The sequence below is a fragment of the Lysobacter sp. P5_B12 genome, from assembly GCF_056400425.1.
In genome coordinates this window covers 1-17,406 of the sequence record NZ_JBFULG010000016.1, presented here as the reverse complement: position 1 = coordinate 17,406, position 17,406 = coordinate 1, and the positions used below count along the sequence as shown (strand labels likewise).

At 64.6% G+C, this 17,406-nt stretch carries 16 protein-coding genes; 8 read left to right on the top strand and 8 right to left on the bottom strand.

Annotated elements, in window-relative coordinates:
* Positions 1–262: 262 nt before the first annotated feature.
* The 7 genes from AC1DOM_RS16620 to pdxR form a co-directional block, all read right to left on the bottom strand.
* Entirely contained in the window at positions 263–1,870 is a 1,608-nt protein-coding gene (locus AC1DOM_RS16620; protein ID WP_498965319.1) for a carboxyl transferase domain-containing protein, read from the bottom strand.
* Between the two features lie 112 nt (positions 1,871–1,982).
* Positions 1,983–2,354: a hypothetical protein gene (locus AC1DOM_RS16615; RefSeq protein ID WP_498965317.1), complete on the bottom strand. Its 372-nt coding sequence runs from the start codon at positions 2,352–2,354 to the stop codon at positions 1,983–1,985.
* A 221-nt stretch (positions 2,355–2,575) separates the two neighbouring features.
* Positions 2,576–2,968 (bottom strand): hypothetical protein, encoded by a 393-nt coding sequence (locus AC1DOM_RS16610; RefSeq protein WP_498965315.1) that lies wholly within the window; start codon positions 2,966–2,968, stop codon positions 2,576–2,578.
* A 120-nt stretch (positions 2,969–3,088) separates the two neighbouring features.
* The gene (locus tag AC1DOM_RS16605; protein WP_498965313.1) at positions 3,089–4,264 is read right to left on the bottom strand and encodes a thiolase family protein; all 1,176 of its coding nucleotides are present in this window, start codon (positions 4,262–4,264) and stop codon (positions 3,089–3,091) included.
* Between the two features lie 114 nt (positions 4,265–4,378).
* On the bottom strand, positions 4,379–5,536 hold the full coding sequence (locus AC1DOM_RS16600) for an acyl-CoA dehydrogenase family protein (RefSeq protein ID WP_498965311.1): 1,158 nt from the start codon (positions 5,534–5,536) through the stop codon (positions 4,379–4,381).
* 70 nt (positions 5,537–5,606) lie between these two features.
* Positions 5,607–6,707: a Glu/Leu/Phe/Val dehydrogenase dimerization domain-containing protein gene (locus AC1DOM_RS16595; protein ID WP_498965309.1), complete on the bottom strand. Its 1,101-nt coding sequence runs from the start codon at positions 6,705–6,707 to the stop codon at positions 5,607–5,609.
* 207 nt (positions 6,708–6,914) lie between these two features.
* Positions 6,915–8,357 carry a MocR-like pyridoxine biosynthesis transcription factor PdxR gene (gene pdxR / locus AC1DOM_RS16590; RefSeq protein WP_498965307.1) on the bottom strand — a complete coding sequence of 481 codons (1,443 nt, stop codon included), beginning with the start codon at positions 8,355–8,357 and terminating at the stop codon, positions 6,915–6,917.
* 56 nt (positions 8,358–8,413) lie between these two features.
* On the opposite strand from pdxR, the gene AC1DOM_RS16585 reads away from it, so the two are divergent.
* The 7 genes from AC1DOM_RS16585 to AC1DOM_RS16555 all read left to right on the top strand — a co-directional run bounded on the left by AC1DOM_RS16585 (position 8,414) and on the right by AC1DOM_RS16555 (position 16,139).
* The gene (locus tag AC1DOM_RS16585) at positions 8,414–9,127 is read left to right on the top strand and encodes a glutathione binding-like protein (protein WP_498965305.1); all 714 of its coding nucleotides are present in this window, start codon (positions 8,414–8,416) and stop codon (positions 9,125–9,127) included.
* Entirely contained in the window at positions 9,124–9,927 is an 804-nt protein-coding gene (locus AC1DOM_RS16580) for an MBL fold metallo-hydrolase (RefSeq protein WP_498965303.1), read from the top strand. Before AC1DOM_RS16585 ends, AC1DOM_RS16580 begins: the two co-directional genes overlap by 4 nt.
* A complete protein-coding gene (locus tag AC1DOM_RS16575; protein WP_498965301.1) occupies positions 9,924–10,409 on the top strand; it encodes a cupin domain-containing protein in 486 nt (161 codons plus the stop codon). The genes AC1DOM_RS16580 and AC1DOM_RS16575 overlap by 4 nt, the downstream gene beginning before the upstream one ends.
* Before the next feature lie 239 nt (positions 10,410–10,648).
* Positions 10,649–11,233: a hypothetical protein gene (locus AC1DOM_RS16570; RefSeq protein WP_498965299.1), complete on the top strand. Its 585-nt coding sequence runs from the start codon at positions 10,649–10,651 to the stop codon at positions 11,231–11,233.
* A 52-nt stretch (positions 11,234–11,285) separates the two neighbouring features.
* Positions 11,286–11,783, top strand: coding sequence for a hypothetical protein (locus AC1DOM_RS16565; RefSeq protein ID WP_498965297.1), 498 nt, complete (start codon positions 11,286–11,288; stop codon positions 11,781–11,783).
* A 277-nt stretch (positions 11,784–12,060) separates the two neighbouring features.
* Positions 12,061–15,534, top strand: coding sequence for a methylmalonyl-CoA mutase family protein (locus AC1DOM_RS16560; protein ID WP_498965295.1), 3,474 nt, complete (start codon positions 12,061–12,063; stop codon positions 15,532–15,534).
* Between the two features lie 161 nt (positions 15,535–15,695).
* Positions 15,696–16,139: a hypothetical protein gene (locus AC1DOM_RS16555; RefSeq protein ID WP_498965293.1), complete on the top strand. Its 444-nt coding sequence runs from the start codon at positions 15,696–15,698 to the stop codon at positions 16,137–16,139.
* 53 nt (positions 16,140–16,192) lie between these two features.
* On the opposite strand, the gene AC1DOM_RS16550 is transcribed toward AC1DOM_RS16555, so the two are convergent.
* Complete coding sequence (locus AC1DOM_RS16550; protein ID WP_498965291.1) at positions 16,193–16,609, bottom strand: hypothetical protein; 417 nt, start codon at positions 16,607–16,609, stop codon at positions 16,193–16,195.
* A gap of 146 nt (positions 16,610–16,755) precedes the next feature.
* On the opposite strand from AC1DOM_RS16550, the gene AC1DOM_RS16545 reads away from it, so the two are divergent.
* Positions 16,756–17,406 (top strand): hypothetical protein (locus tag AC1DOM_RS16545; protein WP_498965289.1); only part of this gene is annotated, 651 nt, incomplete at its 3' end.

The following is a 17,406-nucleotide window of genomic DNA, read 5'->3' as shown; positions in this document are numbered from 1 at the left end:
GCGCAGGCGCGGCGGCGGGCGTCGGCGGGGATGCGACTTCGGGCTGGAAGCGCGCCGGCTCCGACGACGACGGCGGCGGGTTGCCGGTGGCGGGCTTGGCGGGAGCCTGATCTTTCCAAAGGGCCATGGTCGAGAAATCCTGCTGCATTGGGGAAACCGAGGCTAGCACCCGTCACGCGCTTTTGACGCTGCCTCGAAGGGCATTTGCTTCAGGCGGCGGACAGCTTGATTTCACGGTTTGCCGCATTCATCGGTGCATCGATCACATTCGGAAAATGCCGAAACGGCCCTTCTGTATCGGCGCATTGAGCGCCGCAGCAAGCCCGAGGCCGAGCACGCGGCGCGTATCGGCCGGATCGATGATGCCGTCGTCCCACAGGCGCGCACTGGCGTAATACGGATTGCCCTGCGATTCGTACTGGTCGCGGATCGGCGCCTTGAACGCTTCTTCCTCGTCGGCCGACCACGACTTGCCCGAGGCTTCGATGCCATCGCGCTTTACCGTCGACAGCACCGAGGCCGCCTGCTCGCCGCCCATCACGCTGATGCGCGCGTTCGGCCACATCCACAGGAAGCGACCGCCGTAGGCGCGGCCGCACATCGCGTAGTTGCCCGCGCCGAAGCTGCCGCCGATGACGACGGTGAACTTCGGCACGTGCGAGCACGCCACCGCCGTCACCATCTTCGCGCCGTCCTTCGCGATGCCCGCGTTCTCGTACTTGCGGCCCACCATGAAGCCGGTGATGTTCTGCAGGAACACCAGCGGGATGTCGCGCTGGTTGCACAGCTCGATGAAGTGCGCGCCCTTGAGCGCGCTTTCCGAAAACAGGATGCCGTTGTTGGCGATGATGCCGACCGGATAGCCATGGATGTGCGCGAAACCGCACACCAACGTCTTGCCGTAGCGCGCCTTGAACTCCTGGAACTGACTGCCGTCGACGATGCGCGCGATCACCTCGCGGATGTCGAAGGGGCGGCGCGTGTCCTTCGGCACGATTCCGTACAACTCTTCGGCCGCGAACAGCGGTTCGCGCGCCGGCTGCGTCGTCACCGGCACCGTCTTGCTGCGGTTGAGGTGCGCGACGAGGTTGCGCGCGATCTGCAAGGCATCGCGATCGTCTTCGGCGAAGTGATCGGCCACGCCGGACACCGAGGTATGCACGTCCGCGCCGCCGAGCGATTCGGCATCGACGACTTCACCGGTCGCGGCTTTCACCAGCGGCGGGCCGCCGAGGAAGATCGTGCCTTGCTCGCGCACGATGATCGATTCGTCGCACATCGCCGGAACGTACGCGCCGCCGGCGGTGCATGAACCCATGACGACGGCGATCTGCGGGATGTTCTCCGCGCTCAGGCGCGCCTGGTTGTAGAAGATGCGGCCGAAGTGTTCCTTGTCCGGGAAGACCTCGTCCTGTAAGGGCAGGAACGCGCCGCCGGAGTCGACGAGGTACACGCAGGGCAGGTGGTTCTCGCGTGCGACTTCCTGCGCGCGCAAATGCTTCTTCACCGTCATCGGGAAGTAGGTGCCGCCCTTGACCGTCGCGTCGTTGGCGACGATCACCACTTCCTGCCCGTGCACGCGGCCGATGCCGGCGACGATGCCCGCCGCGGGCGCGGCGCCGTCGTACATGCCTTCGGCGGCGAGCGGCGCGATCTCGAGGAAGGGTGAACCGGGGTCGAGCAGGGCGGTGATGCGATCGCGCACCAGCAGCTTGCCGCGCTCGGTGTGCTTGTCGCGGGCCTTGGGGCCGCCGCCTTCGGCCGCGCGCTGCAGGCGGGCATCGAGTTCGTCCACCAGGGCGCGGTGGAAGGCCACGTTGTCCTGGAAGTCCTGCGAACGGGGATCGAGGCTGGAGGCGAGTGCGGGCATGGTGCGTCGCTTGCGGTGATTGGTTCGAAGGATAACCGGCCGTGACTTTGCTGCGGCCAAAAAGAAACCCGCCTTCCGGCGGGTTTCTCTGACTTGCTGGAAAACCGAAGAATTACTTCTTCGCTTCTTCCTTGGCTTCCGTCTTGGCTTCGGTCGCGGCGGCTTCGGCCGAACCGGCGACGTCCTTGGCGGTTTCGGCGGTCGCGGCGGCGGCGTTGCTGGCAGCGGCAGCGGCGGCGTCGGTGGCGTCGGTCACGGCGGCGCCGGTTTCGGCAGCGGCTTCACCGGTGGCGGCGGCAGCGGCGTCGACGCCTTCAGCGGCGGCGGTACCGGCGGCGTCGGCAGCCTGGGCGGCCTGGTCGCCGGCAGCGGCGGTGGCGTCGGCGGCCTGGGCGGCTTCGGCCTGGGCGGTCGGGGTGTCGTTCTTGCAGGCGGCGAGAGCGAGGACGCCGGCGGCGAGGAGGACAACGAGCTTCGTGTTCATGGAATCTCTCCTGGAGGAGTTGTCTGAAGGATGCTAACGGGTCAGGCAACGCCAGTGCGCGCGGCAGTCCGGTCGCGTTTCGGCCGGCTTCATTCGTTCACTGACTACGACTGCGTGTTCGATAAAGAAAAGGCCGCCAGCGAACCGGCGGCCTTCTTATTGTAACCACAATTCAGCCCCGTGAAGGCCTGCGTGAATGCGGTCTACGACGTGTCGCCCGATTACTTCTTGGCCGGGGTCTTGGCGTCGTTGTTGGTCTTCGCATCGGCAGCGGCCGCGGCTTCTTCAGCCGAGTCCTGCGCCTGCGCGGCGGCGTCGGCCGAATTCTCGGCGGCGTCGGCGGCGTCGTCGGCGCCCGTGGCCGTCGGGTTGGCGGCAGCAGCGTCGGCCTGGGTGGCAGCGGCGTCGGCGGCGGCAGCGGCCGTGTCGGCAGCGGCCTGCGCGGAGTCGGCGGCAGCGGCGTCGCCCGTGGCGGCGGCGTTGTCGGCAGCCTGCTGGGCTTCACCCGAAGCCTTCTGCGCTTCGGCGGCCGAATCGGCAGCCTGCTGGGAGTTCGTGCACGCGGCCAGGGCAAGGCCCATAGCCATGGCAAGCAAAGCCTTATTGATGGACATGTCGTTCTTCCTCGTCGTTAGGATGGCAACGCGCTTCTGCGCGCCAATATCAATCTCAACCGGCGGTTGTCGCGTGTCAAGTGTCTTGGCCGGAACCTTTCAGCTTCGTCGTTACGCTCTTCACGCAAGCTCGACGGCGATGGCAGTCGCTTCGCCGCCACCGATGCACAGCGCGGCCACGCCACGCTTGCCGCCGCGCGCTTTCAACGCATGCAACAGCGTGACGATCAAGCGGGCGCCGGTGGACCCGATCGGATGACCGAGCGCAACCGCGCCGCCGTTGACGTTCATTTTTTCGTGCGGGATGCCGAGCTCGCGCATCGGCGCCATCGCCACGCACGCGAACGCTTCGTTGACTTCGAACAGGTCCACCTCCTCGGCCTTCCAGCCCGCTTTCCCAAGCACGTTCGCGATCGCAGTCACCGGCGCGGTGGTGAACCACTCCGGCGCTTGCGAATGCGTAGCGTGCGCGACGATGCGTGCGAGCGGCGTGAGGCCCCGTTTAACGGCTTCTTCAGAAGACATCAGCACCGTCGCGGCGGCGCCGTCGTTGATGGAGGAGGAGCTTGCGGCGGTGATCGTGCCGTCTTTCTTGAACGCAGGTTTAAGCGTGGGGATTTTCGTGATGTCGCACTTGCCCGGCTGTTCGTCGGTGTCGATCGTGACATCGCCCTTGCGACCGGAGACGACGACGGGGACGATTTCATTCTTGAACGCACCCGACTGCACGGCGCCCTGCGCACGACGCACGCTTTCGGCCGAGTAGGCATCCTGTTCTTCGCGCGTGAAGTCGTACTTGCCCACGCACGCTTCGCCGAACACGCCCATCGCCTGGCCGTCGTACGGATTGACGAGGCCGTCGGTCTGCATGTGGTCGAGCATCGTGACCGCACCGAACTTGGTGCCCGTGCGCGAACCGTTGAGCAGGTGCGGCGCGTTGGTCATCGACTCCATGCCGCCGGCGACGACGACCTTCGCCGAACCGGCCTTGATCAGGTCGTGGCCCAGCATCACCGCCTTCATGCCCGAGCCGCAGACCTTGTTGATGGTCATGGCGCCGGCGGAGGTGGGGATCTTCGCGCCGATGGCGGCCTGGCGGGCCGGCGCCTGGCCGAGGCCGGCGGGGAGCACGCAGCCCATGATGACGTCGTCGACCTGGTCGGGAGCCACGCCCGCATGGTCGAGCGCGCCCGCGATGGCGGCGGTGCCGAGGGTCGTGGTGGGAACACCGGTGAACTGGCCCAGAAGGGCGCCGATGGCGGTGCGCTTGGCACCGACGATGACGATGTCGGACATGGAGTCGGGTCTCGTGGAGGTCAGGCCGGCAAGATGGAGCCGGCACGATCCCGATTCTAGGTCCGTTTGTTGCGGTGCGGCAAACCTCATGGGTTTKCCGCGGGAATCAAGGGCTTACGACTTGCCGTCGAACAACTCCCGCCCGATCAGCATCCGGCGGATCTCGTTGGTGCCCGCGCCGATCGCATACAGCTTGGCGTCGCGCAGGATCCGGCCGGTCGCGTATTCGTTGATGTAGCCGTTGCCGCCCAGGGCCTGGATGGCCTCCAGGGCGACCTGCACCGCGGCGTCGGTGGCATGCAACAGGCACGCGGCCGAATCGATGCGCGACTTGTGCCCCGCGTCGAAATCGCGCCCGACCTGGTAGGCGAACGCGCGCGAAGACTGCATCGCGGTGTACATGTCGGCGATCTTGGCCTGCATGATCCCGAACGTGCCGATGGCCTCGCCGAACTGCTTGCGCTCGCGCACGTAGGGCAGGGCGATGTCCATCGCGGCCTGCATCAAACCGATCGGACCACCGGTGAGCACCAGGCGCTCGGTGTTCAAGCCCGACATCAACACCTTGACGCCCTTGTGCACTTCGCCGAGGACGTTTTCCTTCGGGATCTCGCAATTCTGGAACACCAACTCGCAGGTGTTCGAACCGCGCATGCCCAGCTTGTCGAGCTTCTGCGCCGTGCTGAACCCCTTCATGCCCTTCTCGACGAGGAACGCCGTCATGCACGCGCTGCCGCTTTCCTTGCCGGCGGTGCGCATGTAGACGATCAACACGTCGGCTTCGGGGCCGTTGGTGATCCACATCTTGTTGCCGTTGGCGACCCACACATCGCCGCGCAGCTCGGCCCTGCACTGCATCGAACCGACGACGTCGGAACCGGCGCCCGGCTCGCTCATCGCAAGCGCGCCCTTGAACTGTCCGCTGCACAGCTTGGGCAGGTACTTCTCGCGCTGCGCCTGCGTGCCGTTGGCGTAGAGGTTGCTCACGCAGAGGTTGGAATGCGCGCCATACGAAAGGCCGATCGAACCCGACGCGCGCGAGATCTCTTCCATCGCGACCAGGTGCGCCAGGAAGCCCATGTCGCTGCCGCCGAGTTCGCCCGGCACCGTCAGGCCGAGCAGGCCCATCTGGCCGAGCTTGGGCCACAGGTCCTGCGGGAAGACATTCTCTTCGTCGATCTTCGCCGCGCGCGGCGCGATTTCGGCGTCCGCGAAACGGCGGACCGTATCGCGCAGTGCATCGATGTCTTCACCCAACGAAAAAACGCGCATCACCACGACTCCGGAATTCTTGTTTCGGAAAAGCAGAACGGGGCCGAAGCCCCGTTCTGGAATCTACAACTTAGTGGCCGCGGATTCGACCCTGGAAGCGCGGCTGCGCACGGCCCAGCGGCAGCTTGAGCTTGCCGATCGCGCTGATGCGCTCTTCGGCGAGGCGGTCGGCGGCCTTGTAGGTCGGGATGCCGTCGCGGTCGCTGATTTCATAGATGCGCGCGAGGTTGTGGTAGATCGTGCGCATCATGCGCATCGCGCGTTCGCGGTTGTAACCGTCGATCTCGAGCGACACGTTCATCACGCCGCCGGCGTTGACCGCGTAGTCGGGCGCGTAGACGATGCCGCGCTTTTCGACTTCGTCGCCGATCTGCGTGTTCGCCAACTGGTTGTTCGCCGCACCGCAGATGACCTTGGCCTTCAGGCGGGGCAGGGTCTGCTCGTTGACCGTCGCGCCCAGCGCGCACGGCGAGTAGACATCGGCCGGCACGTCGTAGATCTCGTCCAGGCCCACGGCTTCGGCGCCGTATTCGCTGACGGCCTTGTCGACCAGCGCCTTGTTGATGTCGGTGACGAAGATCTTCGCGCCGCGCTCCTTGAGCAGCTTCACGAACTCCATGCCCACGTGGCCGAGGCCCTGCACGGCGTAGGAATACTTGCCGACTTCCTCGTCGCCGTACTTCTTGTTGAGCGTGGCCATCAGGCCCTGCAGCGTGCCGTAGGCGGTGAACGGCGAGGGATCGCCCGAACCACCGTGCACCTGGTGCACGCCGGTGACGTACTCGGTCTCGCGGTAGACGTATTCCATGTCGTTGACGTCGATGCCGACGTCTTCGGCCGTGATGTAACGGCCGCCGAGCGATTCGACGAACTGGCCGAACGCACGGAACAGCGCTTCGGACTTGTCCTTCGCCGGGTCGCCGATGATGACGGCCTTGCCGCCGCCGATGTTCAGGCCCGCCACCGCGTTCTTGTACGTCATGCCGCGCGAGAGCCGCAGCACGTCGTTGAGCGCGTCGGCCTCGGTCTTGTACGGCCACATGCGCGTGCCGCCCAGCGCGGGGCCGAGCACGGTGTTGTGGATCGCGATGATGGCCTTCAGGCCCGCATCCTTGTTGTGGCAGAACACGACCTGTTCGTGGCCGTAGGTATCGAGCGTTTCGAAAATCATCGGGAGCTCCGGTCGGGCGCGCCTTCGATGCGCGCGTTGCGCATCCCGGGAGCGTCGACAAGTCGAGGTAAGTCGTTGAGTATGTTGGCCGCTGCGGTCGAAGGGCGCGGCGTGGCGCCCTCCGCAGGCGGCGCAGTCTACTCCAATCGCCCGGATCGGTTGTGTGCGGGGCCGGCACGTACGACGCCGTACGGGCCGCCGGGCGGGCTAGCGCAACAGCCCAGCTTTCAAGGCCGCCAGGCGCGCCGTGATCTCATCGGCATCGATCACCCCGTAACCGAAGACCACCGCCGGCGCCGCCAGGGGCGCCATCGCGTACTCGGCAATCGACTGCGCGCCCGGCGCATGCTCGCGCATCAATTGGAAGAAACGATGCGCGTTGTCCGGATCCCGCAGCCGCGCCGCCGTATGCATGCCCGCTTCCGACGGGATCGGATCGAGCCACTTGTCCAGCGACTCCAGCCCCGCGAACAAGGCCGCGCGCCGCTCCGCGTAAATCCCGCGCATTTTCCGCACGTGCCGCGCCATGTGCCCGTCGCGAATGAACTGCGCCAGCACCGTTTGCGTGATCGCGTCGCTGTGCGAATCCACGCAGGTCTTCACCTGCGCCAACGGCCCGCGCGCCCACGGCGGCGCGACGATGAAGCCCTTGCGCAAGGCCGGGAACAGACTCTTCGAAAACGTGCCGACGTAGAACACGATTCCGTCGCGATCCAGCGTTTGCAACGCATCCAGCGGTCGACCACCGAAGCGGAACTCGCCGTCGTAGTCGTCTTCGATGATCACTGCATTGCGTGACCGCGCGTAATCGAGCAACGCCATCCGCCGCCGCAAGGACAGCGCCGCGCCCGTCGGCGATTGATGCGAGGGCGTGACCATCACGATGTCGACGTCGTTCTCGCCCAGGCATTCGACGCACAGCCCCTCATCGTCGACACGCATCGGCACCAATTCCGCGCCGACCGCCGCAAACGCCGCACGTAAAGAGGGATACCCCGGATTCTCGACGGCCACGCGCGTCTTCCCCGGCGTGACCAGCAAGCGCGCCAACAGATCGAAGGCTTGTTGCGCGCCCGAGGTCACGATCACATCGTCGGCCGTGCACGCCACCGCACGCGCGAACGCCACGTGCTGCGCGATCGCCGAACGCAAGGGCAGCAGGCCTTCGGACGGCGCATAACGAAACGGTTGCTTCGAAAACGCCTGCAACGCCTGCGCCGTCAACCGCCGCCACAACGCGTGCGGGAAATACCGATGGTCGCCGACACCCAGGCGGAAACTGCACTCCRGCAACTCGCGCACCGGCAGCGACGGCATGAAGGGCGTGCGCCAGAACGGCGCGAGCCGCGCATCTTCCACCGGCAACGCCGCATCGGGTTTGCGCATCGCACGTCCGCGCACGTCGGCGACGATCGCCTTCGCGCCGGGCCGCGGCAGGACGTAGCCCTCTGCAACGAGCAGGTCATACGCACCGACCACCGTGTTCCGCGCGATGCCCAGCTCCGTCGCCAGGGTGCGCGTGGAGGGGAGGGAAGCCCCCGCCGCCAAGCGCCCGTCGAGGATCGCCGCCCGCAGCTGCTGGTGCAGCGAACCGGCCAGATGACCCGCTGACCCCGTCAAATCGGGGGCGAAGGGCAAAACTGGTTCCATGGCATCTCCCGGAACTGGCCTGAACGGTGGGCCAGATTAGCGCGACCCTAACGCCCGTGGACACCCACCCATCGGAGGACCCGATGCTCGACCTGTATTACGCCAAGTCGCCGAACGGCATGAAGCTGCCGCTTTTCATGGAAGAACTCGCCGAGCTTGGCGGCCCGCTGCCCGCGCACCGCTGGCACCTCGTGCGCCTCTCGCGCGGCGAGCAACACAAGCCCGCGTTCCTCGCCATCTCCCCCAACAACAAGATCCCCGCGATCGTCGACCACGCCCCCGCCGACGGCGGCGCACCGCTGCCGATCTTCGAATCGGCGGTGATCCTGGAATACCTCGCCGACAAGACYGGCCAACTGCTCGCACGCGACCCGCGTACGCGCATCGAAACCAAGCAGTGGTTGGTGTGGCAAGTCGCGGGCCTGGGCCCGATGGCCGGTCAATCCGGTTGGTTCCGCACGCATGCACAACATCGCGATGCGTACGCGATGGAGCGCTATACGAAGGAAACCCATCGCCTCTACGGCGTGCTCGACCGTCGCCTCGAAGATCGCGAATTCATCGTCGGTGCGTATTCCATCGCCGACATCGCCTGCTACCCGTGGATCGTTTCGCACTACGGCCACGGCCAGAACCTCGACGACTTCCCGAACCTCAAACGCTGGTTCGAAGCCATCGGCGCGCGCCCCGCGACGCAACGTGCCTTCGTCGACTACGTCGACGTCTACGCCCACCCCAAGTTCGCGCTCGACGACGAGGCCCTCGCATGAGCACCGCCTGGATCTGCACCACCTGCGCCACGCAGTACGCACCGAGCGACACGCCGCCGACGCATTGCCCCGTGTGCGAAGACGACCGCCAGTACGTCGATTGGGACGGCCAGCACTGGACCACCCACGACGCGCTGCAACGCGAGCGCACCCTGCGCATCGCCGACGACGCCGGCCTGCTCGGCATCGACATGCCTGGCTACGCCATCCCGCAACGCGTGCTGCACCTGCGCACCGACGGCGGCAACATCCTGTGGGAATCGCTGGGCATGGTCACCGATGAAGCCGTGCGCGCATTGCAGGATGCCGGCGGCGTGGACTGCATCGTCATCTCGCATCCGCACTTCTATTCATCGATGGTCGAATGGAGTGAGGCGTTGGGCGGCGTCGGGATTCTGCTGCACGCGAATGATCGCGAATGGGTGCGTCGTCCCTCGAAGGCGATCCAGTTCTGGAAAGGCGACACGCTCGCGCTTTCCGATGACGTCACGCTGATCAACGTCGGTGCGCATTTCCCGGGCAGCACCGCGCTGCACTGGAAACGCGGGCCGCGCGGCGAAACCTTGTTCCCCGGCGATTCGCCGCATGTCACGCAGGATCGCAAGCAGGTCAGCTTCATGCACAGCGTGCCGAACTTCACGCCGATGAAGCCCTCGGCGGTGCATCGCATGCGTTCGTTGCTCGCGCCTTTCGACTACAGCGATGTCTACGGGTTTTCCCGCGGCCGCAACATCCTGGGCAACGGCCGCGAAGTCGTCGAAGCCTCGTTCGATCGCTTCTTCCATGTGGTGGCCGCATGAACGCGTTCCTGCACGATGCGTTGCGCGGGGCACTGCCTTCGCGTGCGGTGGCGACTGCGGATCTTCCGTGGGTGCCTGCGCAGGAAGGCGGCAAGTGGTCGAAGCCGTTGCACTTTCTCGGTGATCGCGGGTTCGTGGAGCTTCTGCGGATGTCGCCCGGTACGGTCATGCCGTTGCATCGGCACACAGGCGAGGTGCACGTCCACCAACTCACCGGGCATCGGCAATTGTGCAGCGGCGAGATCCTTGGGCCCGGCGACTATGTGCACGAGCCTGCGGGGAACGTCGACTGGTGGAAGGTGGTTGGCGACGAAGACATGGTGGCTTTCGTCGTCGTTACCGGCGAAGTCGAATTCATCGGGCCCGGTGGGGAAGTGCGGTCCGTTGCGAATGCCTGCACGCAACGGGCTGAGTACGTTCGGTACTGCCAGGAGCAGGGGGTTCGGGTTCGCGATTTGGACTCATTGGAGGTACGCGGGTAGAGCCCGCCTGAAACCCATTGGCGCGCCGCCCGAACGTGTGAAGTTCCAAATTTTTTTGGGAAAAAAATTTGAAACTCCCCACGCTGGGGCATCACCTTGCGGGTCGCTTCGATCGGGGGCTGTCGCTCGAGCGGTCATTGGGGGCTGCAAAGCGCGCTTTGCAGGTAGCCGATCGTTGGCGGGGCGCGAAGCCCGGGGCGTGCGGGGTTGGGTTAGGCTCCGTCGCACGGGGGGTGGACATGAAGCGTCGATCGTTCTTGTTGGGGCTCGCGGCGATGTCGATCGGGCTGCCTTCGGTTTCGCTCGCTGCGGTGCGGAGCTGTTGTCCGCTGTGTGGTGGGGCGTTGCTCGGTCTCTCGCCGGATGTCTACGAAAGCATTCCCGACCTTGAAGACCGGAACCGCGATGTCTCGGACATGGGCGCGTCGCACGTGTGCACGAAGTGTTTCCTGGTGTTTTTCGAAGGCGCCGAGGAGTGGTCGCAGACCGCGAACGAGGCCGGGCGCTTTTTTGTTCCGATGGACAAACCCATCCTGAATTTCCCGCTTCCGCGTGCGCGCGACATTCGATCCAAGCTCGTGTACTCGCAGAAGTTCAGGGGTTTGAATGCCGAGAAGGGGTTGGCGGAAAGCGTTGGCTTGTGGGTGACCGACAGCGAGGCGTACTTCGCCGAGATTCGGCATTACGCGGCCAAGCATTCCATCGGTTGGCAGATGGCGCTGGAGTACTACACCGCCCCCTCCCAGCCGAAGCAGACCTGGATCCAGGCGACGGTGCACGGCTTCCACAGCAGCCGATTCGAGAAGGGATGCCCGGCGGCATAGAACCCCATTCCTCAGGTACGCTCTTCCCACGCACCCTGGGGAGGGGACGACCATGCGCACCGCACTCGCCTTGTCGCTGACGATGCTCGCCGCCTGCGCCACGCCACCCGACGCACCCGACACCGGCACCGCCGCCGCCGTCCACGACGACAAACTGGACATCGCCGAACAGATCTTCCGCTCGCTCCTGGCCAAGAACGAAGCCACCGACATGGCGAACCAGAAACCCGCCGTCCTTTGCTTCGGCCGCGACCGCTCACCGAACGACGCCTTCATGGCCCGCTTCCAGGACCTGGCCCCCCGCGTCCACCGCTGCGCAGACGGCAAGATCGCCAAGGGCGCGCGCGACATGCCCGAATTCCAACTCCGCAACACAAACGAACCCGCCCTCCAGTTCTCCGTCGGCGACATCGACCTCGTGTCCCCGACGCACGCCAAAGCAAAGGGCGGCTACGAGGCGGGCCAAAGCGCCGGCGGCTGGACCTTCGAACTCGATAAGACCGCCTCAGGCTGGGTAGTCACGAAACGGGAAATGGACTGGGTCTCCTGACCGAAAGCCGCCGCCCCGGAAAACGATCGGCTCCCTGCAAAGCGCGCTTTGCAGCCCCCAATGACCGCTCGGGCGAAAGCCCCCGATCGAAGCGACCCGCAAGGTAGATGCCCCAGCGTGGGGAGTTTCAAATTTTTTTCCCAAAAAAATTTGGAACTTCACACGTTCGGGCGGCGCGCCAATAGGCCCCGAGCGGGCCCTCCCGAAAGACCAGAGGGCCTTTAACGCCTCCAGAGCTACAATGCGGAATTCGCCGAAACCGTACTGAGCGCCGCCCATGAGCACCCCCGCCACCGAAGTCGCCGCGTCCCCCCAGACCGAGACCAGCCCCCTGCGCTTCGTCACCGCAGCGAGCCTCTTCGACGGCCACGACGCCGCCATCAACATCATGCGCCGCCTCATCCAGGGCCAGGGCGCCGAAGTCATCCACCTCGGCCACAACCGCTCCGTCGAAGACGTCGTCCGCGCCGCACTGCAGGAAGACGCCGACGCCATCGCCCTTAGCTCCTACCAGGGCGGCCACGTCGAATACTTCAAATACATGGTCGACATGCTCCGCGAACGCGGCGCCTCCCACATCCGCGTGTTCGGCGGCGGCGGCGGCACGATCACCCCCGAAGAAATCAAAGAGCTCCAGGACTACGGCGTCGAACGCATCTACCACCCCAACGACGGCATGCACATGGGCCTCGTTGCGATGATCGAAGACGTCGTCCGCCGCGCGACCTCCGCGCGCCAGCCCGTTGAAACGCCGCACCAGGTCGACCTCACCAACGAAATCGCCATCGGCGCGATGCTCAGCTCGATCGAAGAGAGCGCCCTGGACGAAACCGAACTCGCCCACCTGCGCAAGCAATGGCAACTGGCCGGCGGCAAGACCCCGGTCATCGGCATCACCGGCACCGGCGGCGCCGGCAAATCCTCGGTGACCGACGAACTGCTCAACCGCTTCCTCGCCTCCTTCCCGGAGATGCGCATCGCCGTGATCTCGGTGGACCCCACGCGCCGCCGCACCGGTGGCGCGCTGCTCGGCGACCGCATCCGCATGAACTCGCTGCGCAGCAAGCGCGTCTTCATGCGCTCGATGGCCACCCGCCGCCAGCACATGGCGACGAACATCGTGCTGAAGGACTGCATCGCCTTCCTCAAGTCCCTCGGCTACGACATGGTGATCGTCGAAACCGCGGGCATCGGCCAGAGCGATTCGGAGATCGTCGACCTCGTCGACTTCCCGATGTACGTGATGACCAGCGACTTCGGCGCGCCGAGCCAGCTGGAAAAGATCGACATGCTCGACTACGCCGAACTGGTCGTGCTCAACAAGTTCGACAAGCGCGGCGCCGAAGACGCCCTTCGCGACGTGCGCAAACAGTGGAAGCGCAACCGCGTCGCCTTCCAGACGAAAGACGAAGACGTCCCCGTCTACCCGACCATCGCCAGCCAGTTCAACGACCCCGGCATCAGCTGGATGTTCGCGAACCTCACGCGCCTGCTGCGCGAGAAGCTCGGCCTGCCGGCGGAGAAGTGGACGCCCACTATCGACACCACGCTGAAGGAACCGCGCGCCACCGTGCTGATCCCCGGCGCCCGCGTGCGCTATCTGGCCGAGATCGCCGAACAGGGCAGGGGCATCAACGCCCGCATCGAATCGCAAAGCGAAATCGCGGATCGCGCGCAGGCCTATTGGCAATCGCTGCAAGCATTGGAAGACAAGGCGCTGCCGAAGGCCCTCGACCTGTTTGCGACCGACGCCCTTCTCCCTCTCCCTCCGGGAGAGGGCCGGGGTGAGGGAGACGCCGGGATCGACCGCTCCATGCTCACGCTCCGCCAGCGCTATCAGGACGCCATCCAGGCCCTCGACAGCGACGCGCTGAAACTGCTGCGCACCTGGCCCGCACGCCTGAAATCCATCACCGACGAATTCAACGAATACAAAGTCCGCGACAAGACCATCCGCGTCGACAACTACCGCGAATCGCTCTCGCACCAGAAGATCCCGAAGATCGCCGCGCCCACCTACAAGAGCTGGGGCGAGCTGCTGACCTTCCTACAGAAAGAAAACCTGCCGGGCGACTACCCCTACACCGGCGGCGTGTATCCGTATCGCCGCACCGGCGAAGACCCGATCCGCATGTTCGCCGGCGAAGGCACGCCCGAACGCACCAATCGCCGATTCCACTATTTGAGCGTCGGCCAGCCCGCCGCGCGCCTGTCCACCGCCTTCGACTCGGTCACGCTGTACGGCGAAGACCCCGCCGTGCGCCCGGACATCTACGGCAAGATCGGCAACTCCGGCGTCAACATCGCCACGCTCGACGACATGAAGAAGCTGTATTCCGGCTTCGACCTGTGCGCGCCGAGCACCAGCGTCTCGATGACGATCAACGGCCCCGCGCCGATCATCCTCGCGATGTTCATGAACACCGCGATCGACCAGCAAGTCGAAAAGCACCTGCGCGAAGAACAAACGCGTTGGGACGAAGCCCACGACCGCATCGAGAAAATGTTCGAAGGGCGCAAGCGCCCCGAATACAGCGGCATGCTCCCCGAGACGAACGATGGTTTGGGCCTCGGCCTGCTGGGTGTCACCGGCGACCAGGTGATCGACGCCGACACCTACGCACGCATCAAGGAACACACCCTCAAGACCGTGCGCGGCACCGTGCAGGCCGACATCCTCAAGGAAGACCAGGCGCAGAACACCTGCATCTTCAGCACCGAGTTCGCCCTGCGCATGATGGGCGACATCCAGCAGTACTTCGTCGACAAGCAGGTCCGCAACTTCTACTCGGTGTCGATCTCGGGTTACCACATCGCCGAAGCCGGCGCGAACCCGATCTCGCAGCTCGCCTTCACCCTGAGCAACGGCTTCACCATCGTCGAGTACTACCTGGCGCGTGGCATGAAGATCGACGACTTCGCGCCCAACCTGTCGTTCTTCTTCAGCAACGGCATGGACCCCGAATACACCGTGATCGGCCGCGTCGCCCGCCGCATCTGGGCACGCGCCATGCGCGAACGCTACGGCGCCGGCCCGCGCAGCCAGATGATGAAGTACCACATCCAGACCAGCGGCCGCTCACTGCACGCGCAGGAAATCCAGTTCAACGACATCCGCACCACGCTGCAGGCCCTGTACGCGTTGTTCGACAACTGCAACAGCCTGCACACCAACGCCTACGACGAAGCGATCACCACGCCGACCGAAGAAAGCGTGCGCCGCGCCGTGGCGATCCAGATGATCATCAACAAGGAACTGGGCCTCAACTTCAACGAGAACCCCTGGCAGGGCAGCTTCATCGTCGACAAGCTGACCGACATCGTCGAAGAAGCCGTGTACAAGGAATTCGAAGCGATCAGCGAACGCGGCGGCGTACTGGGCGCGATGGACACCATGTACCAGCGCGGCAAGATCCAGGAAGAGAGCCTGTACTACGAGCACAAGAAGCACGATGGCTCGCTGCCGCTGATCGGCGTGAACACCTTCCTGCCGAAGGATCACGGTGGGGACATCGTGACGGAGATCGAGTTGATTCGGTCGACGGAGGGGGAGAAGGGGCAGCAGATTGAGAATGTTGCGAATTATCAGACGCTGCGGAATGCCGAGGGTGGGTTGGGGTTTCTGCAGAAGACTGCGCGGGATCGGCAGAACGTGTTTGCTTCGTTGATGGAGGCCGTCAAGACGCACAGCCTTGGTCAGATCAGCCACGCGTTGTACGACGTGGGTGGCGAATACCGCCGCAACATGTAATGCGCTCTGCTCCCTCCCCTGCGAATGCAGGGGAGGGCTGGGGAGGGGTGCTCTAGTCGGGGGGCGGAATGCCGAACACACGCGTAGCCTTGTTGGCCTTGTCGCTGACAATGGCAGCCTGCTCGTCGTCGCCACCGACGAAGTACGAAGACCCATTCGTCGTGGAAGACATCCCGAAAATTCCAAAGCCCGCCGCGCCGAGCAAAGAACAACTACGCCGCGAACGCCTCGCGAAAGAAACCCCGCCCGCGACCTGGGCAGTTGGCACGATCTGGCGCTTCACCGAACTGGACAGGCGCGGCAAGGTCGTCCGCACGAGCGTCCTGCGTGTCACCGACAAGCCATCGCATCCGTGCATCTCCGGCAACTGGCGACAACTCGAAGTGATCGAGGGTGACCCCAAGCAACTCCGCGCACCTGCGTACGAGCAGGAAGGGCGATTGCTGACGGTCTTGCTCTCGACCGATATGTGCGATGTCTATCCCAAGTACGGCGGTGAGTTCGTCGGTGATGCTTTTGAGGGGCGGTACACGGCGTCGGGGCTGATGTTCTTTGAGGAGTTTGGGGCTGTTCGTGGTGAGCAGGTGTCGCCGGCGAGTAAGTAGCTGCTTGTGGTCAGCGGTCGTTGCGCCACCGGCGCTGCCAATCAGCATGCCGTCTATGCGGGAATTTCAATTCCGTACTTCTCGAAGGTCTCCCGCAAGTATGGAATCGTGTACTTGAGCGCCGGGACGACATCCGCGTCGTCACCGGGGTGGGAGTACTCGCCCTCGTCGAAGCACTCGAAGATCTCGAAGGCGAAGCTGGCGTCCGACAGCACCATGTTCTCCCAGAAGTAGAGCATGTTGATGGCGCAATCGGCGGTATCGAAGTCCATCCGCTCACTCAAGTATTCGCGCGCCACGTGCAACGCGAAGGTGTCGTAGAAGTCCTCGCGCGTGAGCGAGTATTCCGCCAACTTCGCGTCGATCCCAACGCCCAGTAATGGATTGCGCGCGGTGGGGTCGCATTGAAAGAGGGGAATGAGTTCCGCCACGAAAGCGTGGAGGGCGGGAGCGTCGCGGACGTCGTGCATTGCGGGTCGTTTTAAACCTGTTGGGTTCGCGCGGAGAGTTACCGATTTCTAGATTGCATACGTCTCGAGTTCTGACGCACAACAACTTGTCCGTTCATCTTCGTAGTCGCCGTTCGCCATTTCGAAGGCAGTGTTGAGGCCGAGAAATGGCTGAGTTCGAAAAGCTACTTGGGGAGTATTGGCCGGCGATCGCGATGTTCGGGACAGTGCTCGTGGGCGGCATAGCGTTCCTCAATAATCTGTTTGAGCTTAAGAAACGTAAGCGCGAGGCAGAAGTGCAGGATGCGGAAACAGATGCGAAGGTGCATCCGATTCAAATCGCTACGGCAGCGGAGGTCAGGAGGTTCGGCCGACCAATCAGCTATGCCATCAACTTCCCGCTTATTCTGTCTTTACTGGTCGTTGCGGGCGTCGCGGTTGCGGCAGCAGTGGGCGTCATCGCTATTCTGAACCTTGGACGCGTCGACCCGCAGCCGTCCGGACAACTCCCGCTACCTGCGTCACCCCAGTTTGCAAAGGTATCGCCGCGTGACGGTGACCTACCTCCGGTGAAACCCGCTTCGTTCTCCGCGCCATCGCCCTTGGAGGCAGGTCAATCTCTCGAACGTGTTGACGTTCGACGGCCACAGCTCATTTCAGTAGCCCCCCGAAATGGGGCGGACATGGCCGACTTCGGGCCAGCGCAGATCGCCAACCTCTGGCTGCTAAGCCTGGATARGGTGCGGCCTCGGGATTCAGTTGTTCTGGTCCATTCGGAGCTTTACCGCGACATCCTTTCTGCCTATTCCGACTACCCC

Bases quoted from the DNA above. Each gene is read 5' to 3' on its own strand.
- AC1DOM_RS16620 (WP_498965319.1), bottom strand. From the start codon at position 1,870: ATGCCCGCACTCGCCTCCAGCCTCGATCCCCGTTCGCAGGACTTCCAG.
- AC1DOM_RS16615 (WP_498965317.1), bottom strand. From the start codon at position 2,354: ATGAACACGAAGCTCGTTGTCCTCCTCGCCGCCGGCGTCCTCGCTCTC.
- AC1DOM_RS16610 (WP_498965315.1), bottom strand. From the start codon at position 2,968: ATGTCCATCAATAAGGCTTTGCTTGCCATGGCTATGGGCCTTGCCCTG.
- AC1DOM_RS16605 (WP_498965313.1), bottom strand. From the start codon at position 4,264: ATGTCCGACATCGTCATCGTCGGTGCCAAGCGCACCGCCATCGGCGCC.
- AC1DOM_RS16600 (WP_498965311.1), bottom strand. From the start codon at position 5,536: ATGCGCGTTTTTTCGTTGGGTGAAGACATCGATGCACTGCGCGATACG.
- AC1DOM_RS16595 (WP_498965309.1), bottom strand. From the start codon at position 6,707: ATGATTTTCGAAACGCTCGATACCTACGGCCACGAACAGGTCGTGTTC.
- AC1DOM_RS16580 (WP_498965303.1), top strand. From the start codon at position 9,124: ATGAGCACCGCCTGGATCTGCACCACCTGCGCCACGCAGTACGCACCG.
- AC1DOM_RS16575 (WP_498965301.1), top strand. From the start codon at position 9,924: ATGAACGCGTTCCTGCACGATGCGTTGCGCGGGGCACTGCCTTCGCGT.
- AC1DOM_RS16570 (WP_498965299.1), top strand. From the start codon at position 10,649: ATGAAGCGTCGATCGTTCTTGTTGGGGCTCGCGGCGATGTCGATCGGG.
- AC1DOM_RS16565 (WP_498965297.1), top strand. From the start codon at position 11,286: ATGCGCACCGCACTCGCCTTGTCGCTGACGATGCTCGCCGCCTGCGCC.
- AC1DOM_RS16560 (WP_498965295.1), top strand. From the start codon at position 12,061: ATGAGCACCCCCGCCACCGAAGTCGCCGCGTCCCCCCAGACCGAGACC.
- AC1DOM_RS16550 (WP_498965291.1), bottom strand. From the start codon at position 16,609: ATGCACGACGTCCGCGACGCTCCCGCCCTCCACGCTTTCGTGGCGGAA.